General features: G+C 60.1%; 16 protein-coding genes. 13 read left to right on the top strand and 3 right to left on the bottom strand.

Going from position 1 to position 21,349, the window contains the following annotated elements; genetic code table 11:
- Positions 1-36 precede the first annotated feature (36 nt).
- The 7 genes from glmU (at position 37) to ABTV29_RS30760 (ending at position 9,379) form a co-directional block, all read left to right on the top strand.
- Positions 37-1,404, top strand: a complete 1,368-nt coding sequence (gene glmU, locus ABTV29_RS30790; protein ID WP_433768234.1) for a bifunctional UDP-N-acetylglucosamine diphosphorylase/glucosamine-1-phosphate N-acetyltransferase GlmU — start codon at positions 37-39, stop codon at positions 1,402-1,404.
- A 219-nt stretch (positions 1,405-1,623) separates the two neighbouring features.
- On the top strand, positions 1,624-2,400 hold the full coding sequence (locus ABTV29_RS30785; RefSeq protein WP_433772087.1) for a DeoR/GlpR family DNA-binding transcription regulator: 777 nt from the start codon (positions 1,624-1,626) through the stop codon (positions 2,398-2,400).
- A 1-nt stretch (position 2,401) separates the two neighbouring features.
- Positions 2,402-4,234, top strand: a complete 1,833-nt coding sequence (glmS, locus tag ABTV29_RS30780) for a glutamine--fructose-6-phosphate transaminase (isomerizing) (protein ID WP_433768233.1) — start codon at positions 2,402-2,404, stop codon at positions 4,232-4,234.
- A gap of 78 nt (positions 4,235-4,312) precedes the next feature.
- On the top strand, positions 4,313-5,215 hold the full coding sequence (locus ABTV29_RS30775) for a LysR family transcriptional regulator (protein WP_433768232.1): 903 nt from the start codon (positions 4,313-4,315) through the stop codon (positions 5,213-5,215).
- A 129-nt stretch (positions 5,216-5,344) separates the two neighbouring features.
- A complete protein-coding gene (locus ABTV29_RS30770) occupies positions 5,345-5,971 on the top strand; it encodes a glutathione S-transferase family protein (RefSeq protein ID WP_433768231.1) in 627 nt (208 codons plus the stop codon).
- Positions 5,972-6,081: 110 nt separating this feature from the next.
- On the top strand, positions 6,082-7,278 hold the full coding sequence (locus ABTV29_RS30765; protein ID WP_433768230.1) for a DUF3142 domain-containing protein: 1,197 nt from the start codon (positions 6,082-6,084) through the stop codon (positions 7,276-7,278).
- Positions 7,265-9,379, top strand: coding sequence for a hypothetical protein (locus tag ABTV29_RS30760; protein ID WP_433768229.1), 2,115 nt, complete (start codon positions 7,265-7,267; stop codon positions 9,377-9,379). The genes ABTV29_RS30765 and ABTV29_RS30760 overlap by 14 nt, the downstream gene beginning before the upstream one ends.
- 3 nt (positions 9,380-9,382) lie before the next feature.
- Here ABTV29_RS30760 and ABTV29_RS30755 read toward each other — a convergent pair whose 3' ends face one another.
- Complete coding sequence (locus tag ABTV29_RS30755) at positions 9,383-10,012, bottom strand: LysE family translocator (protein WP_433768228.1); 630 nt, start codon at positions 10,010-10,012, stop codon at positions 9,383-9,385.
- A gap of 145 nt (positions 10,013-10,157) precedes the next feature.
- On the opposite strand from ABTV29_RS30755, the gene ABTV29_RS30750 reads away from it, so the two are divergent.
- Entirely contained in the window at positions 10,158-10,631 is a 474-nt protein-coding gene (locus ABTV29_RS30750; RefSeq protein WP_110965663.1) for an Lrp/AsnC family transcriptional regulator, read from the top strand.
- Positions 10,632-10,742: 111 nt separating this feature from the next.
- On the opposite strand, the gene lpdA is transcribed toward ABTV29_RS30750, so the two are convergent.
- Positions 10,743-12,143, bottom strand: a complete 1,401-nt coding sequence (lpdA, locus tag ABTV29_RS30745; RefSeq protein ID WP_433768227.1) for a dihydrolipoyl dehydrogenase — start codon at positions 12,141-12,143, stop codon at positions 10,743-10,745.
- A 213-nt stretch (positions 12,144-12,356) separates the two neighbouring features.
- Here lpdA and hflK (ABTV29_RS30740) point away from each other — a divergent pair, with 213 nt between their 5' ends.
- The 5 genes from hflK (ABTV29_RS30740) to cfaB all read left to right on the top strand — a co-directional run bounded on the left by hflK (ABTV29_RS30740) (position 12,357) and on the right by cfaB (position 19,788).
- Positions 12,357-14,315, top strand: a complete 1,959-nt coding sequence (gene hflK, locus ABTV29_RS30740) for a protease modulator HflK (protein ID WP_433768226.1) — start codon at positions 12,357-12,359, stop codon at positions 14,313-14,315.
- Positions 14,312-15,358, top strand: coding sequence for a protease modulator HflC (gene hflC, locus ABTV29_RS30735; protein ID WP_433768225.1), 1,047 nt, complete (start codon positions 14,312-14,314; stop codon positions 15,356-15,358). Before hflK (ABTV29_RS30740) ends, hflC begins: the two co-directional genes overlap by 4 nt.
- Positions 15,355-16,413: a protease modulator HflK gene (gene hflK, locus ABTV29_RS30730; protein WP_433768224.1), complete on the top strand. Its 1,059-nt coding sequence runs from the start codon at positions 15,355-15,357 to the stop codon at positions 16,411-16,413. Before hflC ends, hflK (ABTV29_RS30730) begins: the two co-directional genes overlap by 4 nt.
- The gene (locus ABTV29_RS30725; RefSeq protein WP_433768223.1) at positions 16,410-18,308 is read left to right on the top strand and encodes a heavy metal translocating P-type ATPase; all 1,899 of its coding nucleotides are present in this window, start codon (positions 16,410-16,412) and stop codon (positions 18,306-18,308) included. The genes hflK (ABTV29_RS30730) and ABTV29_RS30725 overlap by 4 nt, the downstream gene beginning before the upstream one ends.
- A gap of 292 nt (positions 18,309-18,600) precedes the next feature.
- The gene (gene cfaB, locus ABTV29_RS30720) at positions 18,601-19,788 is read left to right on the top strand and encodes a C17 cyclopropane fatty acid synthase CfaB (protein ID WP_433768222.1); all 1,188 of its coding nucleotides are present in this window, start codon (positions 18,601-18,603) and stop codon (positions 19,786-19,788) included.
- Between the two features lie 7 nt (positions 19,789-19,795).
- Here cfaB and cls read toward each other — a convergent pair whose 3' ends face one another.
- On the bottom strand, positions 19,796-21,235 hold the full coding sequence (gene cls, locus ABTV29_RS30715) for a cardiolipin synthase (protein ID WP_433768221.1): 1,440 nt from the start codon (positions 21,233-21,235) through the stop codon (positions 19,796-19,798).
- Positions 21,236-21,349: the final 114 nt, after the last annotated feature.

Genomic DNA, 21,349 nt, shown 5'->3' with positions numbered 1-21,349 from the left:
TCGCAGCCGCTGACCACCCAGGATTGGTAGCCAGTCATGTCTCTTGAAATCGTTATTCTCGCTGCTGGCCAAGGTACGCGCATGCGTTCGTCCTTGCCGAAGGTTTTGCATCCGATTGCCGGCAATTCCATGCTTGGCCATGTTATCCACAGCGCCCGGCAACTTGATCCACAGCGAATCCACGTGGTGATCGGCCACGGTGCCGATGCCGTACGCGAGCGCCTGGCTGCCGACGATCTCAATTTCGTCCTTCAGGACAAACAACTGGGTACCGGCCATGCCGTTGCCCAAGCGGTTCCTTTCATCGAAGCCGACACCGTATTGGTTCTTTACGGTGATGTGCCGCTGATCGAAGTCGAAACCCTGCAGCGCCTGCTCAAGCTGGTAACCCCAACGCAGATGGGTCTGCTGACTGTCGAGCTGGACGATGCAACCGGTTATGGCCGAATCGTTCGTGGTGCGGATGGCCAGGTCGCGGCCATTGTCGAGCACAAGGACGCCAACGAAGCTCAACGCGCTATCAAGGAAGGCAACACCGGTATTCTCGCGGTGCCTGCCGATCGCCTGGCTGCCTGGACCGGCCGTCTGTCGAACAACAATGTGCAGGGCGAGTACTACCTGACTGACGTGATCGAAATGGCGGTCAAGGACGGTTTGGTGGTGGCGACCGAACAGCCACACGACGCCATGGAGGTGCAGGGCGCCAACGATCGCAAACAGCTTTCCGAGCTTGAGCGTCACTACCAGTTGCGCGCCGGTCGCCGCCTGATGGCCCAGGGCGTAACGCTGCGCGACCCGGCACGTTTCGACGTACGCGGTGAAGTGACGGTAGGCCGCGACGTGCTGATCGATATCAACGTGATTCTCGAAGGCAAAGTAGTCATCGAGGACGACGTGGTAATCGGCCCGAACTGCGTGATCAAGGACAGCACCCTGCGCAAAGGCGTGGTGATCAAGGCGAACAGCCATATCGAAGGTGCGATTCTCGGCGAAAACAGCGATGCCGGTCCTTTCGCGCGTTTGCGTCCTGGCACCGTACTGGATGCGCGGGCGCATGTGGGTAACTTTGTCGAGTTGAAAAACGCTCATCTCGGTGAAGGCGCCAAAGCCGGCCACCTGGCTTATCTGGGCGATGCCGAAATCGGCGCGCGTACCAACATCGGCGCGGGTACGATCACCTGCAACTACGATGGTGTGAATAAGTGGAAAACCGTGCTGGGTGAAGATGTCTTCATCGGCTCCAACAACTCGCTGGTAGCGCCTGTGGATATCTCTGCCGGTGCAACCACCGCGGCTGGTTCGACCATTACCCAGAATGTGGATAAAGCTCAGTTGGCCGTGGGTCGTGCTCGGCAGAAGAATATTGATGGCTGGAAACGGCCTGAGAAGGTCAAGAAGAGCTGAGTTATCCACATAACGATGATCAGCTGAAGTTACGCACAGACTGATCCATTACCTTCGCGGGCAAGCTCGCTCCCACAGGGTTATCAACATGCCTTGTGGGAGCGGCCTTGCCCGCGAGTGCTTTTATCCACAGATCTTTTTATCGCACCATGCTTGACGAAGTTTCACTGATAGGTTTTGATTGGCTCTGTTAACTTTCGAAACGAAACTTATCTCCCCATGTCGAAGCGCAACACACCTCAACGTCGGCACAACATTCTTGCCTTGCTCAACGAGCAGGGCGAAGTCAGTGTGGATGAATTGGCCAAACGCTTCGAAACTTCAGAAGTTACGATCCGCAAGGATCTGGCCGCACTTGAAAGCAATGGTCTACTGCTCCGTCGTTATGGCGGCGCGATCACCATGCCTCAGGAACTGGTGGCCGATGTTGGTCAGCCGGTCTCCAAATACAAGCAAGCCATTGCTCGAGCTGCAGTCACACGAATTCGCGAGCATGCGCGGATCATCATCGACAGCGGCAGCACTACCGCCGCGATGATTCCGGAACTCGGTCAACAACCGGGACTGGTGGTGATGACCAACTCCCTGCATGTCGCCAATGCCTTGAGTGAACTCGAGCACGAGCCGGTGCTGTTGATGACCGGTGGAACCTGGGATCCGCATTCCGAGTCCTTTCAAGGGCAGGTCGCGGAACAGGTACTACGCTCCTACGACTTCGATCAGTTGTTCATCGGAGCCGATGGCATCGATCTGGTTCGCGGTACAACCACTTTCAACGAACTGCTGGGTCTGAGCCGCGTCATGGCCGAAGTTGCCCGGGAAGTGGTGGTGATGGTGGAGGCTGACAAGATCGGTCGCAAGATTCCCAACCTGGAGCTGCCCTGGAGCAGTGTCCATACCCTTATTACCGATGATCGCCTGTCGCTCGAGGCCCGCGATCAGATTCAGGCCCGCGGCATCAATTTGATTTGCGCGGCTGTCAGTCAGGAGAAATAGCATGTGTGGAATTGTCGGAGCAGTCGCAGAACGTAACATCACCGCCATCCTGGTCGAGGGCCTCAAACGCCTTGAATACCGCGGGTATGACAGTGCCGGTGTTGCGGTTTTTACCGATGAAGAAAAACTTGAGCGCGCACGTCGTCCGGGTAAAGTCAGCGAGCTGGAACAAGCGCTTGCAGAGTCGCCGCTGAACGGTCGCCTGGGGATTGCCCACACTCGTTGGGCCACCCACGGTGCCCCGTGCGAGCGCAATGCGCACCCGCATTTCTCTGAAGGCGTGGCCGTTGTGCACAACGGCATCATCGAAAACCACGAAGCGCTGCGCGAACAACTCAAGGCGCTGGGCTATGTCTTTACCTCGGACACCGATACCGAAGTCATCGCTCACCTGCTGAACCACAAACTCAAGGAGCTGCCTGACCTGACCGAGGCCCTCAAGGCAACGGTCAAGGATTTGCATGGTGCATACGGCCTGGCCGTCATCAGCGCCAAGCAGCCTGATCGCCTGGTTGCGGCCCGTAGCGGCAGCCCGCTGGTTATCGGTCTGGGCCTGGGAGAAAACTTCCTCGCGTCCGACCAGTTGGCCCTGCGCCAGGTCACCGACCGCTTCATGTACCTGGAGGAGGGCGATATCGCCGAGATTCGTCGCCATAGCGTGCAGATCTGGGACGTGACCGGCAAGGCGGTCGAACGCAAGATGGTGCAATACAGCGATGGTGCGGAAGCTGCCGACAAGGGCGAGTTCCGTCACTACATGCTCAAGGAAATCCACGAGCAACCGGCCGTTGTGCAGCGCACCCTGGAAGGTCGCCTGAGCCCGAACCAGGTGCTGGTGCAGGCTTTCGGTCCACAGGCTGCTGAGCTGTTCGCCAAAGTGCGCAACGTGCAAATCGTGGCTTGCGGCACCAGCTACCACGCCGGCATGGTCGCGCGTTACTGGCTCGAAGAACTGGCCGGTATACCGTGCCAGGTCGAAGTCGCCAGCGAGTTCCGCTATCGCAAGGTGGTAGTGCAGCCTGACACGCTGTTCGTCAGCATCTCCCAGTCCGGTGAAACCGCCGACACCCTGGCCGCACTGCGTAATGCAAAGGAATTGGGGTTCCTCGCCAGCCTGGCCATCTGCAACGTCGGTATCAGTTCCCTGGTGCGTGAATCCGACCTGACCCTGCTGACCCAGGCCGGTCGCGAAATCGGTGTGGCGTCGACCAAAGCCTTCACCACACAACTGGTAGGCCTGTTGCTGTTGACCCTGTCCCTGGGTCAGGTTCGCGGCACCCTGGCCAGTGGCGTTGAAGCTGCATTGGTCGAGGAACTGCGCCGCCTGCCGAGCCGCTTGGGTGAGGCGTTGGCCATGGACAGCACCGTGGAGAAAATCGCCGAGCTGTTCTCGGAAAAGAACCACACCTTGTTCCTGGGCCGTGGTGCGCAATTCCCGGTCGCAATGGAAGGCGCGCTCAAGCTCAAGGAAATTTCCTACATCCACGCTGAAGCCTACCCAGCCGGCGAGCTGAAGCACGGCCCATTGGCCCTTGTGGATAACGACATGCCCGTGGTGACTGTTGCACCGAACAACGAGCTGCTGGAAAAACTGAAATCCAACCTTCAGGAAGTCCGCGCCCGCGGTGGCCAACTGATCGTCTTCGCCGACGAGAAAGCCGGCATGACCAATGGTGAAGGCACGCACGTTGTGAACATGCCGCACATCCACGACATCCTGTCGCCTATCCTCTACACCATCCCGCTGCAGCTGCTGTCGTACTACGTTGCTGTGCTCAAGGGCACCGACGTTGACCAGCCGCGCAACCTGGCGAAATCGGTGACTGTGGAATAAGTTATCCACAGTTGTTCGAACCCTTAAAAATCGCAGCCATTTGGTTGCGATTTTTTTATCTGAATCGAGGATTCGCTCATGGACCGCTTCCAGGAAATGCAGGTCTTCGCTGCCGTTGCCCAAGACCAGGGTTTTTCGGCGGCAGCGCGACGTTTGGGGATGTCCGCGGCCAGCGTCACCCGGGCAGTGGCGGGATTGGAGAAGCGCATCGGCACGCAGTTGCTCACACGCACTACGCGCAGTGTGCATTTGAGCGAAGCGGGGCAGCGGTTCCTCGAGGACTGTCGGAGAATTCTCGCCGAAGTGCAGGAAGCCGAAGATTCGGCGGCAGGCAGCCATATCCTGCCCAGAGGGCAACTGACGATCACCGCGCCGGTTTTGTTTGGTGAGCTATACATCACACCGCTCATGGTGAATTTTCTGACTCAATTCCCTGATGTCACGATCAATGCACTGCTGGTTGATCGAGTGGTCAGTGTGGTCGAGGAGGGGATCGATGTGGCGGTTCGCATCGGTGAGCTGCCTGACAGCAATCAGCATGCGATTCGGGTGGGACAGGTGCGCAGGGTGATCGTGGCGTCGCCGCAGTTTCTTGCGACTCATGGCCGACCAACACATCCACAAGACTTGGCTGAGGCACCAATCATTGCAACGTCTGCGATTGGACAGCTCAAGCATTGGCCGTTTCTTGAAGGGGACGAACCACTGTCAGTACGTGCCGACCCAAGACTGATGGTGACCGCGAACCGGGCCGCGATCAACGCAGCTGCGCTCGGGCTCGGTTACACCCGGGTCCTGTCTTATCAGGTGGCGAGCAAGGTTGCTGACGGGGAATTGGAAATTGTCCTGGCCGATTACGAACTGCCACCGCTACCTATCCATGTCGTCTATCAGGGCGGGCGCAAGGCCCCGGCGCGGGTCCGCAGTTTTGTCGATTTCACAGTGAAAGCACTGAGGGAAGATTCAGCTTTATCGGGCTGATTGGTTATTTCGCTCGTTGAAATAATGGATTGCGTTCGGTGGTTATTCTGTTGTTTCCGCCACTGGTAGAAGATGGCTGCCATCGGTGCTGATCCTTTCGAACAGCGCCACTCACCCGCGGAGTCGTCCATGCAAGCCATCAAACTCTACAACTTCCCACGTTCCGGCCATGCCCACCGTGTGGAGCTGATGCTCTCGCTGCTGAAGCTGCCGACCGAGCTGATCTTTGTCGACTTGGCCAAGGGCGAACACAAGAAGCCTGAGTATCTGGCACTCAATGCTTTCGGTCAGGTGCCGGTGCTGGACGATCAAGGCGTTGTGCTCGCTGACTCCAACGCGATCCTGGTTTATCTGGCACAAAAATACGGCAATGGTCGTTGGTTGCCTGCTGATCCGGTCGGTGCGGCAAAAGTGCAGCGCTGGTTGTCTGTCGCCGCAGGTCCGATTGCCTTCGGTCCAGCCCGAGCCCGATTGATTACCGTTTTTGGTGCGCCTTACAACGCCGACGAAGTCATCGCATACGCCCATACCGTGCTCAAAGTCATCGATCAGGAATTGGCCAAGTCGCCATTCCTGGTCGGCAGCGAGCCAACCATTGCCGACGTCTCTGCCTACAGTTACATCGCCCATGCGCCGGAAGGGAATGTGTCGCTGGACGACTACACCAACATCCGCGCCTGGCTGGCCCGTGTCGAAGCCTTGCCAGGGTTTGTCGGCATGCCGCGCACGGTTGCAGGTCTGCAAAAAACTGCCTGATGTGATTGGCGGCAGATGAGCGTTCCACGTGGAACATTTCGGCGTCATCCTTCCGTTGCCGAGCTGCGTTAGACTCGCAGCTCGGCAGCTTCGAAGGGACCGGAAGTCATATGCATTTTTACGTGCGCCTGTCGGCGTTGCTGATGGCGCTGGCGCTGATCAATGGTTGCGAACGAAAAGACGCACCACTGCTGGATCAGCAACTCTATGTTTGGCAACGGCAATGGACGGCTGACCATGAGCCGGCCCTGAGTGACAGTCGTAGAGATTTTTCGACCTTGCGCGTTCTGGCCTTGCAGGCTTTCCCCAAAGCGGGCTGGACTCGGGCACGGATCGATCCGACTCTGCTCAAGCGCGATGGTCGCCCGCTGATTGCTGTGATTCGCCTCGATGGGCAACTCCCGGCTCTGGATCAGCAAGACATCACGTCGCAGATTCAGCAGCTGATCAAAGATTGGCAAACGCAGGATCTGAACCTTGCGGGAGTGGAAATCGACCACGATGCGGGTAATGCCCGGCTGCCGACCTACCGAGAATTTCTGACTCACTTGCGCGCAGCACTCTCCACCTCGATGCCTCTGAGCATCACTGCATTGCCCGCTTGGCTCAACAGTCCCGAATTGCCCGCGCTGTTATCCACGGTCGATAGCAGCGTGCTGCAGGTTCATGCGGTGACTGATCCGCGTCATGGTTTGTTCGATCCGGATCAGGCCCGGCAGTGGGCGAAGGCCTGGGGTCGCATCACCGTGAAGCCTTTCTATCTGGCACTGCCCGCCTATGGTGTCGCGCTGCTGTCGAGCACCAACGATGCACCCATTGTGGAGAGTGAAGTCAGCATCGGACTCGATGGCAAACGCCGAGAGCTGATGGCCGACCCTCAGCAATTGGGCCAGCTCGGTCGTGAGCTGCGCGCTGATCCGCCGTCTCATCTGGCCGGTTTAATCTGGTTTCGTCTGCCGTTGGCCAACGACCGTCGTGCCTGGAGCCTGACCACATTACGCGCAGTGGCCCGTGGTGATGCGCTGCTCAGCCACCTGAAGCTCAGCCTCACAATGCAACAAGGCCTCTATGACATTGGTCTTCGTAACGAGGGCAACCTCGACAATGCCTGGCCCGAACGCCTGACTCTGGCTGCACAGGGTTGCGAAGGAGCCGATGCGTTGGCCGGTTATTCATTGCAACAAGAGGCTGATCTGCTTACCTTCACCCGCCAGCGCGAAGGCCGGATTGCGGCCGGCGGGCAGCGCGCCATTGGTTGGGCGCGCTGTGCAAACATTGATCAAGGAGCGTCGAATGTTCAGCCATAACTGGTCACGTCATCTGCTGTGTCTGAGCCTGAGTCTGCCCGTGGGTTCGGCGTTGGCGTGCGGTCCCGACTTTCCCATGCGCTTGCTGGATCACCGCGACCAGTCGCTGGCGGAGCTGCCGGAGGGCAACTTCCGGTTTGAGATCAATCGCCTTGGTCATGCGATCGCCGGACTGAAAGACGTCACCGAAGTCACCTATGGCCTGGACGCTTCCGATTACGCAGAACAGCGCTACCAGGCCGAGCAAGTCGGTCTGAGCGCAGAACAACAAGCGTTGGTAAAGCAGCTGCGCGAACTGACCGATGCGCATCAGGTTGAGGTCCAAGGGGAGAGCCTGCCAGCCGAACTCAGGTTGTATCTGGCCGGGGCCGTGGCCTTTGCTTCCGGCGATCATGGGTTGGCGGCGGAGTATTTTCACAAGGTTCTCGACTTGCCGGCGGATCAGCGGGCGTTGCGCAGTACCTGGGCCGCTTACTCGTTGGGTCGGGCGTTGTTCGCCAGGAGCTCGCAAGCCGGGGCGGAACCCGACCTGATGGCGCAATCGCGAAAGGCTTTCGAGCAAACCCGGCAACTGAGTATCGACGGGTTCAGCGACCCGCTGGAACTGGGTGTCGCCAGCCTTGGCGAAGAGGCTCGTGTGGCCCGCACTGCAGGTGACTGGAACAACGCCATCGAACTCTATGCCACGCAAAACCGGCACGCCTCGACGGTGGGCTACACCTCGTTGAAGTTGTTGATGGCTGATCTGGCGGCCATGCCAGAGGATCAACTGGCCGCGTTGCTCAAGGGCAAACCGGTGCAGCAATTGGTGACGGCCGGGTTGATCAGTCGCCTGGGCTGGTCATTTGGTGATCAACCGCCAAACGAACAAAAACTGATCAAGCTCCTGCAAAACAGCACCCGCGCCAGTCTCGATAATGCCGATCGACTGGCGGCGATGAATTATCAACAGGGCGATTACACCAGCGCCAAGGCGTTTCTCGAGCACGCAGGCGATGGCGGTCTGGCCTGGTGGTTGCGGGCCAAGCTGGCGGTGCGCGAGGGCGACAAAAACTCTGCGGCCGCCGCGTATGCGAAGGCGGCCCAGGCCTTTCCGCAGGATGAATCCTGGGGCGAGCGCCGCACGCCGGACTGGGCGTTCGAAACCGTGCAGCCCAAATGTCGCGTGGACGGCGAAAGCGCGATTCTGGCCCTGCAACGCGGGGATTACCTGCAAGCCTTCGATCAGCTCTATCGAAGCAAAGACATCTACTGGTTCGATGCGGCGACGGTGGCCGAGCGGGTGCTGACCCTCGATGAACTCAAACACTACGTCGACACTCAGGTGCCCGCACCGCCAGCGTTGACTCAGCAGGATCGCGATAACTATGTCCCGCTGCCGGTAGCCGCCAAACTGCGCAACCTGCTCGGGCGGCGTTTGTTGCGCGAGGAACGTTACGACGAAGCCCCCGCGTATTTCGACAATGCCGACCTGCAGGCCAAGGCCAAGTGGTATGGCGAATTGCGCCACGATGCCGAATCGAAATGGTGGCCGAGCACACGCGCGTTCGCTTACTACTACGCGGGGACTCTGGCTCGCTTCAACGGCATGGAGTTGTTGGGCTACGAGATGGCGCCGGACTTCGCGACTTTTGACGGAAGCTACAGTCTGGAATCCACCGCGTTGAAAGTTGGGCCGTTGATTGCCGAGGGCGAAGTCCAGCGCCAGCGAGTGTCCGTGGCAAAACCGGATGAGCGCTTTCATTACCGTTATGTCGCGACAGCGCTGGCGAACAAGGCCGCTGATCACTTGCCCCACAGCAGCCAGGCATTTGCGGCGGTGCTGTGCAAAGCGTCGATGTGGGGGACAAGTCTGCAAGAGCAAAGCGCGTTCTATCGGCGCTATGTCGAGAACGGCCCCTATGTTTTATGGGCCGGTGATTTCGGTCATCAATGCGCGGAGCCCGATTTCCGGAGTGCCGACAAACGCTATGTCACTGAGCCCATTGCTGCGGCTCGCGCTGCGCTGAGGCCGTACAAGAAATCGTTGCAGATCGGTGGTGTGCTGGCAGTGACCGCAGCGGCGTTGTTGTTGATCAGTCGCCGCCGCAAGACCCGTTGAGGTTCACGCCTGTTGAATAAAGGTCAGCCGCACGGCGAAGCCGATCAGCAGGCTGCCGAATAACCACTGCTGCAGGCGTTGAGCTGATGGGCTGCGTTGCAACCATCGGCCGAGGGCGGCACCGGCCAGGGCGTAAGCGCTGTCGAACAGCAAGCCGACCGCGACCAGCACCACACCGAGCGCGGCAAATTGCCCGAGCACCGGTCCGGCCTGTGGATCGATGAACTGTGGCAGCAGCACCGAGCAGAACAGCAGGGCTTTAGGGTTGAGCAGGTTGGTCAGCAAACCGCGCTGCATGGCTTGCCGATAGCGCGGTTTTTCATCGACTTTGTTTGCGTCATTCAGGGCGGGCAGCAGGGTCGAGCGCAGACACTGGATGCCGATCCATAGCAGGTAAAGCGCACCCGTCAGACGTACCACATCGAAGGTCCAGGGCGCCGCCTTGAACAGCGCCGCCAGCCCCAATGCCGCCAGGGCAACGTGACAACCACGCGCAACGGCCAACCCGACGGCAGTGGCCAGCGCCGCACCTTTGCCTTGCCGGGCGCCGGTCTGCAGCAGCAGGATCATGTCTGGTCCCGGCAGCAGGTAAACCACCGCCAGCGCCATGAAAAACAGCCACAGTCCCGCCATGTCGCACCCCATTCGTTGTCGATTCGGTAGGGTCAGTCTATGACGCAAGGGCAGGGCAGGTGCTTGCGTAGTTGGCTTCCAGTACGTTGTGGATTGGCATAACCTGCCACGCAATGACCGCAAAACCATCGGGATCTGCCAAACCATGAAACTCGACGCCTACGACCGCAAGATCCTCGCCGCGCTGCAACGGGACGGTCGCCTGAGCAATGTGCAGCTGGCTGACGAGATCGGCCTGTCCGCGTCACCTTGCTTGCGCCGGGTGCGCATGCTTGAAGAAGCCGGAGTGATTCGTGGTTATCAGGCCAATCTGGATCGCGATGAGGTGGGGCTTGGTTTGACCGTGTTCGTCGGGGTGAAGGTCGAGCGTCATAACGATGAACAGGCCGAGGCTTTCCGCCTGGCCGTGACGGCCTTGCCTGAAGTGATCTCGGCGTTTCTGGTGTCGGGGGAATCGGATTTTCTGTTGCAGGTGGTGGTTCCGGACTTGCGCGCCTATGACCGGTTTCTCACGGGGAGCTTGCTCAAGTTGCCGGGGGTCAGTGATATCCGCAGCAATTTTGCGATTCATACGGTGAAGGCGCCGGGCGAGTTGCCGTTGGGGCATTTGCCGCTTTAAACCGAGTCGACTTCAATCGCGAGCAGGCTCGCTCCCACAGGGAATCATTGAGCTAATGTGGGAGCGAGCTTGCTCGCGATAGCGGTAGCCAACCACCGCAAATCACCAGGCTTACATCTGCGTCGCCATCCCCTCAACGTTCATCGCCGCCTGGCGCAAAGCCTCGGAACGGGTCGGGTGTGGATGGCAAGTCAGGGCAATATCTTCGGCCGAAGCGCTGAATTCCATGGCCACGCAGTACTCGCCAATCATTTCACTGACGCTCGGCCCGACCAGGTGTACGCCGAGAATCTCGTCGGTGCGCTCATCGGCCAAAACCTTGGCGAAGCCTTCGGTTTCGTGATTGATCTTCGCCCGGCTGTTGGCGGTGAAGGGGAATTTGCCGACTTTGTACGCACGCCCTTCGGCCTTCAGTTGTTCTTCCGTACTGCCGACGCTGGCCAGTTCCGGTTTGGTGTAGATCACGTTGGGAATCAGTGCGTAGTTGACCTCGCCGGCCTTGCCAACAATCTGCTCGACGCAGGCCATGGCTTCGTCTTCGGCCTTGTGGGCGAGCATCGGCCCTGACGTCACGTCGCCGATTACCCAGACGCCGGCGGCTTCGGTGCGGTGGCCCTTGTTGGCCAGCATGCCGCGCTTGTCCGTGGCGAGGCCGACGTTTTCCAGCCCCAGGCCTTGTGTATAAGGCCGACGTCCGATGGCGACCAACACATAATCGGCTTCGAGCAATTCAGCAGTGCCACCGGCCGCTGGTTCGATGCTGAGCTGCACGCCGGTATCGCTCGCCGTTGCGCGAGTCACCTTCGAACTCAACTTGAAGCTGATGCCTTGCTTGCTCAGGGAACGCTGCAGGGTTTTGCCTGCTTCACCATCCACACCCGGGCAGATCCGGTCGAGGAATTCGACCACGGTGACCTGTGCGCCCAAACGCCGCCACACCGAACCCAGTTCCAGACCGATCACCCCGGCACCGATCACCACCAGATGCCTGGGTACTTCAGCCAGTGACAGCGCACCGGTGGAATCGAGGATGCGTTTGTTATCGATGTCTACGCCGGGCAGGGGAGTGGGTTCGGAGCCGGTGGCGATGATGATGTCCTTGGCGCTCAGCTCGGTCTTGCCACCGGCGTTATCCGTCACGGTGACCTTGCCCGGTCCGTCGATGTGGCCCCAGCCCTTGATCCAGTCGACCTTGTTCTTGCGAAAGAGAAACTCGATGCCCTTGGTGAGCCCGGCCACGCTTTCATCTTTCTGTTTCATCATTTGCGCGAGATTGAGGGAGGGTTTGACCTCGATGCCCAGGTTGGCGAATTCCGCTCCCATGGCCGCGTCGTAAAGCTCGGAGGCATGCAGCAATGCCTTGGAGGGCATGCAGCCGACGTTCAGGCAGGTGCCGCCGAGGGTGGCGCGTCCTTCGACGCAAGCCGCTTTCAAACCCAGTTGCCCTGCACGAATGGCCGCGTTGTAACCGCCGGGCCCACCGCCAAGTATCACGACATCATAAGTGCTCATGGATCTGCTCCTGGATCGAAGGAATCGAGAGGGTAAACGTAGTCTTCGAAAAAGATTACGATCGTAATATGAGCGTTTTGGAGCATTTCGGTCAAGGCTTCAGGCAAGCGACAGGTTTCTCGTTTTTAGATAGCGCGACTATGTACAGAAATTTCACTGTTATCGTTATATCGTAACGAGATTTGATGTGAACAAGCCGGGCACTGGAGTGGTATGCAAGTCGATCTCGAAGTGGAGGGAGCGCAGGTAGCCGAGCTGCCGCGTTTTCAGCAGGCGGTTTTTCAAGGGCGGCGATTGCGTCAGCTCGCGATTGGCTGCGGCGTGTTGGTGGCAATGGGACTGGTGCTGGGGTTCTTTGTCGGGCTGTTTGCGCCGCAATCCCTTTGGCCTGCCTTGCTGTTCAATCAAAGCGCGGCGCTGCTGGTCGTGATGGCGAGCCTGCAATCGGCCAGGTTCGTGAGCCAATGGCGCGCGCGGGCCATGAGCCCGGTAGAGCCCGAAGTGCTTGTTCAGGAGGTCGAAGGCCCGACGGGTTGGTATGAACGACTGCTGGACCGCATCGGGCAGCGTTGGCTCAACCTGCTCAGGCAGATCGGTGCGCCGACGTTGTGGCTCGGCGGCTGGGCTTTGTTAGCGCTGTATTGCGTAGGGCAGGTCTGGAACCTCGGCTTGCCGCCCGCTGCACTTGGATTGTCGGCCACCGTCGGCGCGGCCCTGGCATTGCTGCTGGCGTTCGGATTGCTGGTGCTGGAGCGTCACCTGGCCCAGGAAAACCCCGCTCAATGGCCAGAAGCCGGCGCCTTGGCGCAGATGGTACGAGTGTCGATCATCAGCCTGGTACTGGGGGCGTTGTGCCTGTTTTTCGGCAGTGAAACCGCCGTCTGGCCCGTGCGCCTGGCGGTATTGATCGGTGTGCTGCCGGGTTTGGTCGCCGCTGAATTGTTGTTGCGCGCGGTGTTGTCGTTGTTCAGTCCCCGTCGTGAGCAGCTTGAACCAACGCTGCTGGCGCGCAGTTTTGTCGCGGACATGCTGCGCTGGCCACCACAGCCGCTGCTGGCGTTGCAGCACGAGTTACACAATCGCTTCGGCATCGACCTGCGGCAAATCTGGGCTTTCACTTACATGCGCCGGGCTTTTTTGCCGGTGCTGGCAGTGGTGGTCGTGGTCGGTTGGGCACTGACAGGCATTCACGAAATACCGCTGCAAGGGCGGGGCATCTACGAGCGTTTCGGTAAACCGGTCATGGTGTTCGGCCCCGGTTTGCATGCCGGTTTACCCTGGCCGCTGGGCCGGGTGCTGAGTGTCGAGAATGGCGTGGTTCATGAGTTGGCCACCAGTGTCGGCGAAACGTCGGTACCGGTTCAGGCGGACCCCGCCGAGGGGCCGGCGCCGATCACGGCCAATCGTTTGTGGGATGCCAGCCATGTGAATGACAAATCCCAGGTGATCGCCAGCAGCCGGGGCGACCAGCAGAGCTTTCAGATCGTCAACATGGACGTGCGCTTCGTTTATCGCATCGGCTTGAGCGACCAGGCGGCGCTGGCAGCAACCTACAACAGTGCGGATGTGCCGACGCTGATCCGCAGCACGGCCAGTCGTATCCTGGTTCACGATTTCGCCTCGCGCACGCTGGACGGTTTGCTCGGTGAGGATCGGGTAGGGCTTGCCCAGGAGATCGGCCGTGCGGTGCAGGCGGACCTTGAAAAACTCGACAGCGGTGTGGAAATTCTCGCCACAGTGGTCGAGGCGATCCATCCACCGGCCGGGGCTGCCAATGCCTACCACAGTGTGCAAGCCGCACAGATTGGTGCCCAGGCGTTGATCTCTCGCGAACGTGGCGCTGCCAGCGAAGCCACCAACCAGGCGCAGTTGCAGGCCAGTGTCGCCCGCGATCAAGCCACGGCCAGTGCCCGTGAAATCAATGCGGGTGCACAAGCCGCCGATCTCAAGTTCAGCGCCGAGCAGAAGGCTTACGCCAGCGCCGGGCAGGCCTTTGTGCTGGAGCAATACCTCAGTCAACTGTCCCAGGGTTTGGCCAACGCCAAATTGCTGGTGCTCGATCATCGCCTGGGCGGTAGCAACAATGCGCCGACCATCGACCTCAGAACGTTCACGTTGCCGGCTGACCCCGCGTCGTCGCGTAAAACCGCTCAGCCAGGAGCCTCCAATTGAGCCAGTCGCACTCTCACGATCACGATGACCACAGCGGCCATGATCACGGCCATGGCGGGCACCATCACCACGGCCATCACCATCATCACCATCACGGCGATCCACAGGAGGCGGGTCCCTTCCCGTGGCGACGCATGGGGTGGGCCGCGGTGCTGGTGGCGTTTGCCGTAGCCGCTGCAAGCCTGGTGCAGGTGCGGTCAGGGGAGGCGACCGTGATCACGCGCTTCGGTAATCCGTCACGGGTGTTGCTTGAGCCTGGACTTGGCTGGCGCTGGCCGGCGCCGTTCGAGGCGGCGATTCCAGTGGATCTGCGGTTGCGCACCACCTCAAGCGGCTTGCAGGACGTCGGCACGCGAGACGGTCTTCGTATCATCGTTCAGGCCTATGTGGCGTGGCAGGTTCAGGGCGATCCGGACAATGTGCAACGCTTCATGCGTGCCGTGCAGAATCAGCCGGACGAAGCGGCGCGGCAGATTCGCACCTTTGTCGGCTCGGCGCTGGAAACCACGGCCAGCAGTTTCGATCTGGCCAATCTGGTGAACACCGACGCCAGCCAGGTGCACATCGCCGATTTCGAAGCGCAGCTGCGCCAGCAAATCGATCAGCAGTTACTGGCCACCTATGGCGTGCGCGTGTTGCAAGTGGGCGTCGAGCGTCTGACGTTGCCATCGGTAACTCTCACTGCAACGGTCGATCGCATGCGCGCCGAGCGTGAAACCATCGCCACCGAACGCACCGCCATCGGCAAACGGGAAGCGGCGCAAATCCGTTCAGCCGCCGAGCGTGATGCGCGGATCGTGCAGGCCGATGCGTCGGTGAAAGCGGCGGAAATCGAAGCGCAATCCCGGGTGGAAGCGGCGCAAATTTACGGTCGCGCCTATGCGGGTTCGCCGCAGCTTTATAACTTGCTGCGCTCCCTCGATACCCTGGGCACGGTGGTCACTCCGGGGGCGAAACTGATACTGCGTACCGATGCCGCGCCATTCCGTGTGCTGGTGGATGGCCCGCCGAGCCTCGACAACAAATCCGGATCGCAACCATGAGTTGGGTTCCACGTGGAACAAATGAGTTGAGCAGCCCGTGGATTCAAGCCGGGCGTCTGGCGTTTTTTGCCTTGTACGCGGTGACGGCATTGGCCGCCTTGGCATGGGCGTTCTCCAATGTGCGGCAGATCGATCCGCAGGATCGCGCGGTGGTTTTGCACTTTGGGGCGCTGGATCGCATCCAGAATGCCGGCCTGCTGTTGGCTTGGCCGCGACCCTTTGAGCAGGTCATCTTGTTGCCGGCCGCGGATCGGGTGAGCGAGCGCCGGGTCGAAAATCTGCTGCGCAGTGATGCGGCGTTACAGGCCGATCGTGTGGCCAGTTTTGCCACGCCGATCAGCGATGCGCTGGCGGGCTCCGGGTATCTGCTGACCGGGGATGCCGGGGTGGTGCAACTGGATGTGCGGGTGTTTTACAAAGTCACCGATCCCTATGCCTTCGTGCTGCAGGGCGAACATGTGTTGCCGGCACTGGATCGACTCGTCACCCGAAGCACCGTGGCGCTGACGGCGGCACGGGATTTGGACACCATCCTCGTGGCGCGACCGGAACTGATTGGCGCGGACAATCAGGCGGCGGAACGGCGCGAGCGCTTGCGTGGCGATTTGGTGCGGGGCATCAACCAACGCCTCGCCGATTTGGCCTCCACAGGACAAGGGCTCGGCATCGAGGTGGCGCGAGTGGATGTGCAATCGAGCTTGCCCGGCCCGGCAGTAAATGCCTTCAACGCCGTACTGACGGCCAGCCAGCAAGCCGATAAAGCCGTGGCCAACGCGCGCACGGAAGCCGAGAAATTGACCCAATCTGCCAACGAGCAAGCGGATCGAACGCTGCAAGTTGCCCATGCCCAGGCCAGTGAACGATTGGCGAAAGCCTCCGCCGACACTGCCACTGTGTTGAGTCTGGCCAAGGCGCAACAACAGGGGACCGACCCGCAAATGCTGCTGCGAATCTACCGCGAGCGGATGCCGAAAATTCTCGGCCAGGCAGGCTCAGTGACCACCGTCGATCCCAAAGACGATTCCCGCCTGATCATTCAGGGAGCTGCACAATGACTGCGCAAACCGCCGCTGCACCGAGCCTGTTGTCCTCGGCTGAACAACGCAGCGCCGCCCGCCAATTGACCCTGGCCATGCTCGCACTTGGCTTGCTCGCACTGGGTCTGGTTTGGCGCTGGCTGGCGCCTGAGCAAACCGGTGTCAGCCAACTGCTGTTGGGTTTCGCCTCTGTGTTGGTGGCCGTGCCGGTGATGCGTTCGGCCTGGTACAGCCTGCGTTATCCGAGCCTGCATGGCATCACCGATCAGTTGATCGCGTTGGCCATGCTCGGCGCCTGGGCAACCGGTGATCTGCTGACGGCGGCCCTGTTGCCGATCATCATGATCTTCGGCCATGTGCTGGAAGAGCGCAGTGTCATCGGTTCGCAGGAAGCCATTCACGCCCTGGGCAAACTGACGCGCAGCCACGCGCGCCTGGTTCAGGCCGATGGCTCCATCGTCGAAGTCGACAACGCCAAGCTCAAGGCCGGGGATCGAGTGGAAGTGCGCGCCGGTGATCGGGTGCCGGCCGATGGTCGGGTGTTGTCTGGCCAGGCGAGTCTCGACACCGCCTCCATTACCGGTGAATCGGTGCCGATTGAAGCCAGCGCCGGAATGCAGGTGTTCGGTGGTGCGATCAATCTCGATGGCCTGCTGCAAATCGAAGTGACCCGCACCGGGCGCGAATCGACCCTCGGCAAAGTCATCGCACTAATGCAAAACGCCGAGCGTTCCAAGCCGCCGATCACCCGCTTGCTGGAGCGGTATGCGGGAAGCTACCTGGTGCTGGTCTTGCTGTTGGCCGCGGTGACCTGGTTCATCACCAACAACGCCCAGGCGATGCTCGCGGTATTGGTGGCAGCGTGTCCCTGTGCGTTGGTGTTGTCGGCGCCGGCTACGGCGATTGCCGGAGTGGCCGTGGCTGCGCGCCACGGGATTTTGATTCGCAGCTCGGCGTTCCTGGAGGAGCTGGCCGATCTCACTTCGCTGGTGGTCGACAAGACCGGAACCCTGACCTTCGGCACCTTGCGCCTGCAATCCATCGACAGCCCGCTGGAAGATCATTCGCCTGTCCTGAAGCTCGCCGCCAGCCTCGGTTCCGCCAGCAGTCATCCGGTCAGCCGAGCGCTGGCTGGCCTGGTGACCCATGAGCATTTCCTGCTGCTGACCGATATTCGTGAGCATCAGGGTTTGGGTGTGGTGGCTATGACCGATCAGGGTGAGGCGGCGCTGGGGCGACCTGAGTTGTTCGCCCAATTGCAGATTCCGACCTCGGCGGTTCCGGAACACGATGGCCCGATTGCCGGGCTGGCGCTCAACGGCGAATTCCTCGCCTGGCTGCTGCTGGCCGATAGCGTGAAACCCGAAGCGCGGTTTGCCCTGAACGAGTTACGTGAGCTTGGCCTGGGTCGGCAATTGTTGCTCACCGGCGACCGCAAGAGCGTTGCGCACACACTCGCCCGTGATATCGGCATCAGCGATGTCGAGGCGCAGGCGTTGCCCGAAGACAAGCTCAATCGCGTGTTGAAAGAAATCGGTAACGGTTTCCGGCCTATGGTAGTGGGGGATGGCATCAACGATTCGCTGGCCCTCAAGGCTGGCGTGGTCGGCGTGGCGATGGGCGCTGGTGGCGCGGACATTGCCCTGGCGTCGGCGGATGTCGTGCTGATCGGCAGTGATTTGCGTCGCCTCGGTACCTGTGTGCGTTTGAGCCGCCAGTGCCGGAGCACTTTGCAGGTCAACGTGATCATCGGTCTAGGCTGGACGCTGGCTATCGTTGCCTTCGCCGCATTTGGCTGGCTCGGCGCGGCCGGGGCGATGATCGCCGCCGTGCTGCACAACCTCAGCACCTTGCTGGTGCTGGGCAACGCGGGTCGTTTGCTGCGTTTTCAGGAGCCGTTGCTGAAACTGTAGGAGCGAGCCTGCTCGCGATGGTCGTTAACGATAACGCGTGTTTTCCGGGTGAGCGCGGCGCTCTTTTGTTCATCGCTAGCAGGGCTAGCTCCTACAGTAGGGCACGTAAAAATTTAGCGAACTGTTAGCTGAGTCCGCAGTCTTCTACGGTAATAGCGGTCATTTTTGTGAGTCCACGCGGCTGGAAAGCAGAGTGGAAAACCCATGGAAATCCGCTATTAATTCGATAGGAGGCTATTTTTCAAGGATGGGCTAACCTCTCAGCAGACGTCTGAAACCAGGGGGATATTCCATGCTCGCGCAACTTCCACCGGCCTTACAGAATCTGCAGCTTCCGCTACGCCTGCGACTCTGGGATGGCCATGAGTTCAATCTGGGACCCACGCCCAGCGTCACGATCGTGGTCAAGGATCCCAAGATGGTGACCCAGTTTTCCCGTCCCAGCCTGGACTCGCTGGGGGCCGCGTTTGTCGAGGGCAAACTGGAACTTGAAGGCTCCATCAGTGAAGTCATCCGCGTCTGCGATGAGTTGAGTCAGGCGTTGCTGGAGGATGATGACGATGGAGATACGGTCCGTATCCCCCACGACAAGGAAACCGACGCCAAGGCGATTTCCTATCACTATGACCTTTCCAACGCTTTCTATCAGCTGTGGCTCGACAGCGACATGGCCTATTCCTGTGCGTATTTCGAGACCGGTAGCGAAAGCCTTGAGCAAGCCCAGCAAGCCAAGTTTCGTCATCTGTGCCGCAAGCTGCGTTTGCAGCCGGGTGAATATCTGCTGGACGTAGGTTGTGGCTGGGGTGGTCTGGCGCGCTATGCGGCCCGTGAGTTCGGTGCAAAAGTATTCGGCATCACCCTCAGCAAGGAACAACTGGCCCTGGCCCGCGAGCGGGTCAAGGAAGAAGGTCTTGAAGACCTGGTCGAGTTGCAATTGCTCGACTATCGCGACCTGCCGCAGGACGGTCGTTTCGACAAAGTGGTCAGTGTCGGCATGTTCGAACACGTCGGCCACGAGAATCTGGCTGAGTACTGCAACACCCTGTTCGGCGCGGTGAAAGAAGGCGGCCTGGTGATGAACCACGGGATCACCGCCAAGCACACTGATGGCCGTCCGGTTGGACGCGGTGCCGGCGATTTCATCGAGAAGTACGTTTTCCCCAACGGCGAGCTGCCGCATCTGTCGATGATTTCCGCGCGGATCAGCGAAGCGGGGCTCGAGATTGTCGACGTTGAAAGCCTGCGCCTGCATTACGCGCGCACGCTGGATCATTGGAGCGAACGCCTGGAAGACAATCTTGAAGCGGCAGGGAAACTGGTGCCGGAACAAGCGTTGCGGATCTGGCGCCTGTATCTGGCCGGTTGTGCCTACGCGTTCGCCAAGGGCTGGATCAACCTGCACCAGATTCTGGCGGTCAAGGCGCACGCCGATGGCAGTCATGAACTGCCATGGACGCGGGACGATATCTACAACCCCTAGAACCCACTCAGAGAATGGGTGAGATAAGCCGGGCGATCCGCATGCCGACCTGTTGCAGGCGGTGGGTCTCCCGGCTTTCTTCCTTGGCGATCTCGTGGGCCTGATCGAAGTCGTCGTTGAGCATCTGTTCCACCTTGGCGGCAAACGCGCTGTCGACGGTCAACAGCATCACTTCGAAATTCAGGCGGAACGAACGGTTGTCCATGTTGGCACTGCCGATCGCGCTGATTTCATTATCGATCAACACCACTTTCTGATGCAGGAAGCCGGGTTCGTAGCGGAACACCCGCACGCCGGCGCGCACAGCTTCAAAGGCAAACAGGCTGGAAGCTGCGTAGACGATTCGATGATCGGGGCGGGAGGGCAGCAGGATCCGCACATCGACCCCACGCAAGACGGCCAGGCGCAGAGCGGCGAATACCGCTTCGTCGGGGATGAAATACGGGCTGGTGATCCACACTCGTTCGGTGGCTGCGTGGATGGACTCGACGAAGAACAGCGAGCAAGTCTCATAGGGGTCTGCCGGTCCGCTGGCGAGCATCTGGCACAGCACACCGCCGTCCGGGTACACCTCCGGCAGGATCAGCGGCGGTAACGAGCGTGCAGCCCAGAACCAGTCCTCGGCGAAAGACTCCTGCATGCTGGCCACCACAGGGCCGCGGACCTGTACATGGGTATCGCGCCAGGGTGCCAGGGGCGGTTTCTCGCCCATGTACTCGTCGCCCACGTTGTGCCCGCCGACGAAGCCGATAATGCCGTCGACGACTACTATCTTGCGATGATTGCGGAAGTTGACCTGGAAGCGATTGAGCCAGCCGCTGCGCGTGGCGAAGGCTTTGACCTCGACACCACCCTCGCGCAGCGCCTGGACGTAACCATGGGGCAGGGAGTGGCTGCCGATGCGGTCGTAGAGCAGGTAAATCGCAACGCCTTCGGCGGCTTTCTCCAGCAGCAGTTTTTGCAGGCGCTGGCCGAGGCGGTCGTCGTGAATGATGAAGAACTGAATCAGCACCGCTTCCTTCGCTTGGCTGATGGCATCGAAGATTGCATCGAAGGTGGCGCGGCCATTGATCAGCAGCCGTACTTCGTTGTTGGCCAGGCAAGGCATGCGTCCGAGCTTCGGCATGGCCCGCAGCGATGCATAGGCGTTGGAGGCGCGGGCGGTGAGTGCTTCTTCCACCCAGGGCCGCCAGTTGAGCTCGGAGACGGCTTTGCGCATTTCTTCGTTGGCCTGGCGCCGGGCCTTGATGTAACCGTCGAAGGTGCTGCGGCCGAATACCAGGTAGGGGATGAGTGTCAGGTACGGCATGAAGATCAGAGACAAGGCCCATGCGATCGAGCCTTGTGCGGTTCGGACGGTCAGCACGGCATGGATCGCTGCAATCGTGCCGAGAGAGTGCAGCAACGCGATGGTGTAGCCGAAAATATGCGGTCCAAAATAATCCATGGGGGCAGCCTTGCTCCTGAAGATTCAATGCCTAACAGACCATGTTCCGGGCAGAATGTCGCTATTTAATTGGCCCATGAACCGAACCTCGCGGTTGGCGTCTAACGGCCATTA

The sequence above is a fragment of the Pseudomonas putida genome, assembly GCF_050989985.1.
Classification (GTDB): domain Bacteria; phylum Pseudomonadota; class Gammaproteobacteria; order Pseudomonadales; family Pseudomonadaceae; genus Aquipseudomonas; species Aquipseudomonas putida_AI.
The sequence above is the reverse complement of the archived record's forward strand: the minus strand, read 5'-3'. Positions and strand labels throughout refer to the sequence as shown.

Bases quoted from the DNA above. Each gene is read 5' to 3' on its own strand.
- ABTV29_RS30755 (WP_433768228.1), bottom strand. From the start codon at position 10,012: ATGGCGGGACTGTGGCTGTTTTTCATGGCGCTGGCGGTGGTTTACCTG.
- glmU (WP_433768234.1), top strand. From the start codon at position 37: ATGTCTCTTGAAATCGTTATTCTCGCTGCTGGCCAAGGTACGCGCATG.
- ABTV29_RS30785 (WP_433772087.1), top strand. From the start codon at position 1,624: ATGTCGAAGCGCAACACACCTCAACGTCGGCACAACATTCTTGCCTTG.
- lpdA (WP_433768227.1), bottom strand. From the start codon at position 12,143: ATGAGCACTTATGATGTCGTGATACTTGGCGGTGGGCCCGGCGGTTAC.
- glmS (WP_433768233.1), top strand. From the start codon at position 2,402: ATGTGTGGAATTGTCGGAGCAGTCGCAGAACGTAACATCACCGCCATC.
- cfaB (WP_433768222.1), top strand. From the start codon at position 18,601: ATGCTCGCGCAACTTCCACCGGCCTTACAGAATCTGCAGCTTCCGCTA.
- ABTV29_RS30770 (WP_433768231.1), top strand. From the start codon at position 5,345: ATGCAAGCCATCAAACTCTACAACTTCCCACGTTCCGGCCATGCCCAC.
- ABTV29_RS30765 (WP_433768230.1), top strand. From the start codon at position 6,082: ATGCATTTTTACGTGCGCCTGTCGGCGTTGCTGATGGCGCTGGCGCTG.
- ABTV29_RS30760 (WP_433768229.1), top strand. From the start codon at position 7,265: ATGTTCAGCCATAACTGGTCACGTCATCTGCTGTGTCTGAGCCTGAGT.
- hflK (WP_433768226.1), top strand. From the start codon at position 12,357: ATGCAAGTCGATCTCGAAGTGGAGGGAGCGCAGGTAGCCGAGCTGCCG.
- ABTV29_RS30725 (WP_433768223.1), top strand. From the start codon at position 16,410: ATGACTGCGCAAACCGCCGCTGCACCGAGCCTGTTGTCCTCGGCTGAA.
- hflK (WP_433768224.1), top strand. From the start codon at position 15,355: ATGAGTTGGGTTCCACGTGGAACAAATGAGTTGAGCAGCCCGTGGATT.
- ABTV29_RS30750 (WP_110965663.1), top strand. From the start codon at position 10,158: ATGAAACTCGACGCCTACGACCGCAAGATCCTCGCCGCGCTGCAACGG.
- cls (WP_433768221.1), bottom strand. From the start codon at position 21,235: ATGGATTATTTTGGACCGCATATTTTCGGCTACACCATCGCGTTGCTG.
- ABTV29_RS30775 (WP_433768232.1), top strand. From the start codon at position 4,313: ATGGACCGCTTCCAGGAAATGCAGGTCTTCGCTGCCGTTGCCCAAGAC.